The 5,294-nt window shown below is 72.0% G+C and carries 6 protein-coding genes; 1 reads left to right on the top strand and 5 read right to left on the bottom strand.

From position 1 onward, the window contains the following. The 3 genes from cbiE to EQG76_RS01525 form a co-directional block, all read right to left on the bottom strand. A partial coding sequence (gene cbiE, locus EQG76_RS01535) for a precorrin-6y C5,15-methyltransferase (decarboxylating) subunit CbiE (RefSeq protein ID WP_159709981.1) occupies positions 1 to 510 on the bottom strand: 510 nt, incomplete at its 3' end. After that, positions 507 to 1,133, bottom strand: coding sequence for a precorrin-8X methylmutase (locus EQG76_RS01530; RefSeq protein ID WP_159709979.1), 627 nt, complete (start codon positions 1,131 to 1,133; stop codon positions 507 to 509). The genes EQG76_RS01530 and cbiE, both read right to left, overlap by 4 nt. A 10-nt stretch (positions 1,134 to 1,143) precedes the next feature. After that, positions 1,144 to 2,172 (bottom strand): sirohydrochlorin chelatase, encoded by a 1,029-nt coding sequence (locus EQG76_RS01525; protein ID WP_159709977.1) that lies wholly within the window; start codon positions 2,170 to 2,172, stop codon positions 1,144 to 1,146. Between the two features lie 158 nt (positions 2,173 to 2,330). On the opposite strand from EQG76_RS01525, the gene cbiB reads away from it, so the two are divergent. Beyond that, positions 2,331 to 3,371: an adenosylcobinamide-phosphate synthase CbiB gene (cbiB, locus tag EQG76_RS01520; protein ID WP_235031153.1), complete on the top strand. Its 1,041-nt coding sequence runs from the start codon at positions 2,331 to 2,333 to the stop codon at positions 3,369 to 3,371. A gap of 13 nt (positions 3,372 to 3,384) precedes the next feature. Here the strand turns inward: cbiB and EQG76_RS01515 are convergent, their stop codons facing one another. Continuing rightward, a complete protein-coding gene (locus EQG76_RS01515; protein WP_159709973.1) occupies positions 3,385 to 3,777 on the bottom strand; it encodes a hypothetical protein in 393 nt (130 codons plus the stop codon). 78 nt (positions 3,778 to 3,855) lie between these two features. Beyond that, on the bottom strand, positions 3,856 to 5,294 hold a 1,439-nt coding region (locus EQG76_RS01510; RefSeq protein ID WP_159709971.1), incomplete at its 5' end, for a cobyric acid synthase.

The raw sequence follows: 5,294 nt of genomic DNA, 5'->3' as shown, positions 1-5,294 counted from the left end.
CCGGGCGCTGCCGAAGCCGTGCTCGGCCAGCAGCGCTGCGATCTTCGCCGGGCAGTGCCGGTCGGCACACAGGATCACCAGGCGTCGGCCCGGCTGCAGCCAGCGCACCAGCCGTTCCAGTGGGCGACCATGGATGGTGACGACTTCCGCCTCGGCGAGCGACCAGCGCAGCCGCGCGCAGGCGAGCTGCATGGAGGCCACTTGCGGCACGACCCGGATCGCATCCTCGCCAAAGCGCGCCACCAGCCGGCGGGCCACCCCGAACCACAAGGGATCGCCCGAAGCCAGCACCACCACCCGGCGCTGCCGGAGGCTGGCCAGATGCTCGATCGATGGGTCGAGCGGCACCTGCCAGGGCATGCGCGGTCGTGGATCGTCGCCCAGCATGGCGAGATGGCGAGCACCGCCGATGAACAGTTCGGCCCAGCCCAGGGCGGCTCGGGCCTCGGCGCCGAGCGCTGCCGGCCCGTCCTCGCCAATCCCGACCACGCACAGCCAGGGCTCGCTCATCCTGCCTCCACCAGGCAGGCATTGAGCGCGGCTGCCGCCATGGCGCTGCCGCCGCGGCGGCCCAGCACGGTCACGTACGGGATGCCGAGTTCCGCTTCCACCAGCGCTTGCTTGCTCTCGGCGGCACCGATGAAGCCCACCGGCGTGGCGATGATCGCGGCCGGCCGGCCAGCACCCTCACGGAGCTCGTCGAGGAGCTGGAACAAGGCGGTCGGCGCATTGCCGATCACCACCACGGCCCCGTGGAGCCGCTCGCGCCAGCTCGTGACCAGCCGGGCCGAGCGGGTGGTGCCGGCCGCCTGCGCCAGATCAGCCAGCCTCGGATCCTCCAGCCCGCAACGGACCTCGACGCCGTCCGGCAGGTGGCGGGCCAGGATTCCGGCCGCGACCATGCGTGCGTCCACCAGCACAGGCGCGCGCCCGGCCAGCGCTGCCCGCACCGCACCCGCCGGGTCGCCGTCGCTGCGCAGGTCGGCCACCAAGTCGGTCATGCCGCAGGCATGAATCATCCGCACCGCCAGCGGCCGAACCGGCTCGGGCAGCCGGTCCAGGGCGGCCTCGGCACGGATGGTCGCGAACGAGCGGCGGTAGATCTCCGCCGGGTCCTTGAGCCAGTCGCTCATCCCTTCAGGCTCATCCGCGCCGGCGCGTCCCGCCGTCCTTCAGCACCACGACCTTGTCCGGTTCCGGCGCGTCGTGATGGTGGTGATGATGGCCATGGCCGTGATGATGCCCGTGCCCGTGATGATGGTGATGGCCGTGGTGATGATGGCCGTGGCGGTCCGCGTCGGTGCCGATCCCCTCGACATGGTGGTGATGGCTTTCCTGGGGAGCGCCCTGATCGTGCTCGAAGCCCAGGATCTGGGTGCGGTACTTGCAGAGCTGGCAGTTCATGGCGGTGTCACCCGCAGCGATGCCGTCGATCCGCTCGATGAAGGTCTCGATCACCAGCGGATGGTCGTTCAGATAGCCGGCCTCAACCAGCTCGATCTCGGAATGCTCCGCCGCCACCGCGCGCGCCTGCTCGTAGATCCGCTGCACCAGCACGCCGGTGAACAGGAAATAGGGGAACACCACCACCCGGCGGTAGCCCAGGCGGATCGCGCGGCGCAGCGCCTCGTCGGTGCGGGGATGGGCCACGCCCGAATAGCCGGTCTCGGCATGGCCGAAGCCCATGCCCTCCCAGAGCATCCGGGTGACCTTGGCGACATTGCCGTTGGCGTCGCTGTCCGAGGTGCCCCGGCCCACCACCAGCAGCAGGGTCTCGGCCCGGGTGATCTCGTCGGAAGCAAGTTCCAGCGCCGCCTCGATCCGCTGGGCAGCGGCTTGGAGCAGCTTGCCGTCGATGGCGAGGTCGCGGGCCATGCGCACGCGCACCTCGGGGTTCTCCGCTGCCCAGGTGTTCAGCACCGACGGCACGTCGTTCTTCACGTGGCCGGCCGCGAACAGCATGGCCGGCATCGCCAGGATCTCCGTGACCCCCTTGTCGCGCAGCCGGTCCAGGCCGTCCCGGATCACCGGCCGGGCGAACTCCAGATAGCCGGCCTCGACCGGCCGGTCGGCATAGTGGCGCCGCAGATGGGCGACCAGGGCCGCGAACTCGTGGGTCGCCTCCACGTCGCGCGACCCATGCCCGCAGATCATCACGCCGATCCTGCTCATTGCGTCCCCGTCCACGCCGCCGGCATCCCCAGGCACGACCACCCTGATCGTGCTTGCGCTGTCGAATGTCGGCGGTGGATAGCAGTGTCACCGCCAGGCCGCCACAGGGGAGCCACCGGCCTCGCATCCGGCCCACGCATCCGGGAAGCGCCACAGCCTTGCTCGTCGAACCGCCCGCCCACCTCCTGGCCTGGCTGATCCTGGCTCTCGTCCTGGATGCGCTGGTCGGCGACCCGCCCTCCCTGTGGCGACGGCTGTCGCATCCGGTGGTGCTGATCGGCCGCCTCGTTACCACGCTCGAGCACGTACTCCTGGACCCGCCGAGCGCGCGCGAGCCGACCCCCGTCAAGCGGATCACAGACGAGCAGGCGACAGATGCCTCCAGACGCCGCCGGGGCGTCCTCCTGGTGCTGGTGGTGCTGGGCGTGGCCGTGGCAGCGGGTGCTGCACTCCAGGCGCTGGCCGGGCAGTTGCCGGGAGGCTGGCTCCTGGAAGCCGTGGCCGCCGCGACGTTGTTCGCCCAGCGCTCCCTGTCCGACCACGTGCTGGCCGTTGCCAGCGGCATGGACGAGGGGATCGAGGCGGCCAGGCGCAAGGTCGCGATGATCGTCGGGCGCGATCCGGAGCAGCTGGACCAGCCGGCCGTCGGGCGCGCCGCGATCGAATCCGCCGCGGAGAACTTCAGTGACGGTCTGGTGGCCCCGCTGCTCTGGGCGCTGCTGCTGGGCCTGCCCGGCCTCGTCGCCTACAAGGCGGTCAACACCATGGACAGCATGATCGGCCACAAGAGCCAGCGCTACCGCCAGTTCGGGTGGGCAGCGGCACGACTGGACGACCTGGTCAACCTGCCGGCCTCGCGGCTCGCCGGCCTGGTGGCGATCCTGGCCGCCTGCGTCCTGCCGGGCGCCAGCCCCGCCCGCGCATGGCGGACCGTGCGCCGCGACGCCAGGCGGCACCGCTCGCCCAATGCCGGCTGGCCGGAGGCGGCGTTCGCCGGGGCGCTGGGCATCGCCTTGTGCGGGCCGCGCAGCTATGGCGGGGTTCCTTCGGTGGCGCACTGGATCGGCGACGGCCGGCGCGACGTCACCGCCGCCGACGTCCGCCGCGCTATCCGCCTGCTCTGGCTCGCCTGGCTGATCGCGCTCTGCATCCTCCTGCTCGGCTTCCTGACGCTCCGGACGGCCGGCGACACGGGGTGAGGGTGGGTGAAGCTCAGCGCGGCCCGCCCCAGTGATCTGGCCAGCTCTCGTCCTCGTCCTCCTCCGACAGCTTGGCACCGGCGCTGGCAGGAACCCGCGGCATGGCGCCGGTGCGGGCCTGCGCCGGCTCCGCTGGGGTGGCGAGCCAGCCGAGCGGCGGCTGGCCGCGTTCGCCCTGGAGCAGGCAGAGCCGCAGGCCGGGCACGGCTACGGCGAGGTCGTTCTGCAGCCCGGCGCGGATCCGGTCGGTCAGCCTGCCGCGCATCGCCTGGTCGCCCAGCACGGCAGCGGCCCATTCGCCTTGGGCGGCGATCGGCCGGCCATGCAGGTCCAGCAGGATCGCGGGCATGCCATGGTGGCGCATCAGGGCCGCGAGCCGGCGGCGGTCGAGCGACGGGTCTGACAAGGAAGCGAACTCCGATGGCGGGCCTGCCTCCCTTATGCGCCCCTACCGCTTAACGATCCGTGAACGGGGCCGGGCGAATCAGCCCGGATCGACCAGGGCAATGGGAGCGGCTGCCGCCAGCAGCCGGTCGAGCGGGATGCAGGCCGCCAGGTGGTCGGCCAGCTCGTCCAGCGCGTGCTCGGTGCGCCAGCCTCGAGCCACGGACGCACGCAGTCCCGGTGCGAGGCGTCTGAGATAGCCCGCACGCCACCCGTCATTGGCGAGCAGGCCGTGCAGGTAGCAGCCGGCGACCAGCCCGTCCGCCGAGACCGCCCCATCGGGCCGGCCCTCGATCCGGACGAGTGGGTGGGCGAGGCCAGGCCCCTCCGTGCGGCCCAGATGGATCTCGTACCCGGTGAGCGGGCGGCCGCTGCCGGCATCGGTCGCCGCCACCTCGCGCACGGTCTTGGACCGGTCGAACACGGTCTGGACATCGAGCAGGCCCAGGCCTGGCACGGTCTGCGGCGGCCCCTCGATCCCCAGCGGGTCGGCCACACTGTGCCCGAGCATCTGGAAGCCGCCGCAGATGCCCAGCACATGTCCGCCGCGGCGGACATGTGCCAGGATGTCGATGTCCCAGCCCTGCCGGCGCAAAAAGGCGAGGTCGGCGATAGTCGCCTTGGAGCCCGGCAGGAGCACCAGGTCGGCCCGGGCCTCGATCGGCCGGCCGGGCGGCACGATCACCAGCCGCACCTCCGGCTCCTGGGCTAGCGGGTCGAGGTCGTCCAGATTGGCCAGCCGAGGCAGGCTCGGCACGGCCACGACCAGCGGCGCATCCGGCCGTGCCCGCGCCAGCTCGGCCAAGCCCAGCATGTCCTCCTTGGGCAGGTCTCTCGCGGCTTCGCACCAGGTCACCGTGCCCAGGCTGGCCAGGCCGGTGCGCGCCCTGAGCACCGGATGAGCACTGGCGAACAGGGCAGGGTCGCCGCGGAACTTGTTGACCAGATAGCCCCGGACCAGCGCCCGCTCCTCGGGCTCCAGCAGTTCCCAGGTGCCGATCAGCTGGGCGATCACGCCGCCGCGCTCGATGTCGCCCACCAGCACCACCGGCACGCCTGCCCGGGTAGCGAACCCCATGTTGGCGATGTCGCCGGCGCGCAGATTGACCTCGGCCGGGCTGCCGGCGCCCTCGACCAGGATGAGATCGGCCTCTTCCGCCAGCTTGTGGAAGCTTTCCAGCACCCTGGGCAGGAGCTGCGGCTTCATCCGGTAGTAGTCGCGGGCACCCACCGCGCCCGCGACCTCGCCCTGGACCACGAGCTGGCTGCCGCTGTCGGTCTGCGGCTTGAGCAGCACCGGGTTCATGTGCACCGACGGCTTCACCCCGCAGGCCTGCGCCTGGAGCGCCTGGGCGCGGCCGATCTCGCCGCCATCCGCGGCCGGGGCCGCGTTGTTGCTCATGTTCTGCGGCTTGAACGGCCGCACCCGCAGCCCCTGGCGGGTGAACGCCCGGCACAGGCCCGCCACCAGCAGCGACT

It is taken from the genome of Geminicoccus flavidas, from assembly GCF_009806515.1.
In the GTDB taxonomy this organism is placed as follows: Bacteria; Pseudomonadota; Alphaproteobacteria; order Geminicoccales; family Geminicoccaceae; genus Geminicoccus; species Geminicoccus flavidus.
The sequence above is the reverse complement of the archived record's forward strand: the minus strand, read 5'-3'. Positions and strand labels throughout refer to the sequence as shown.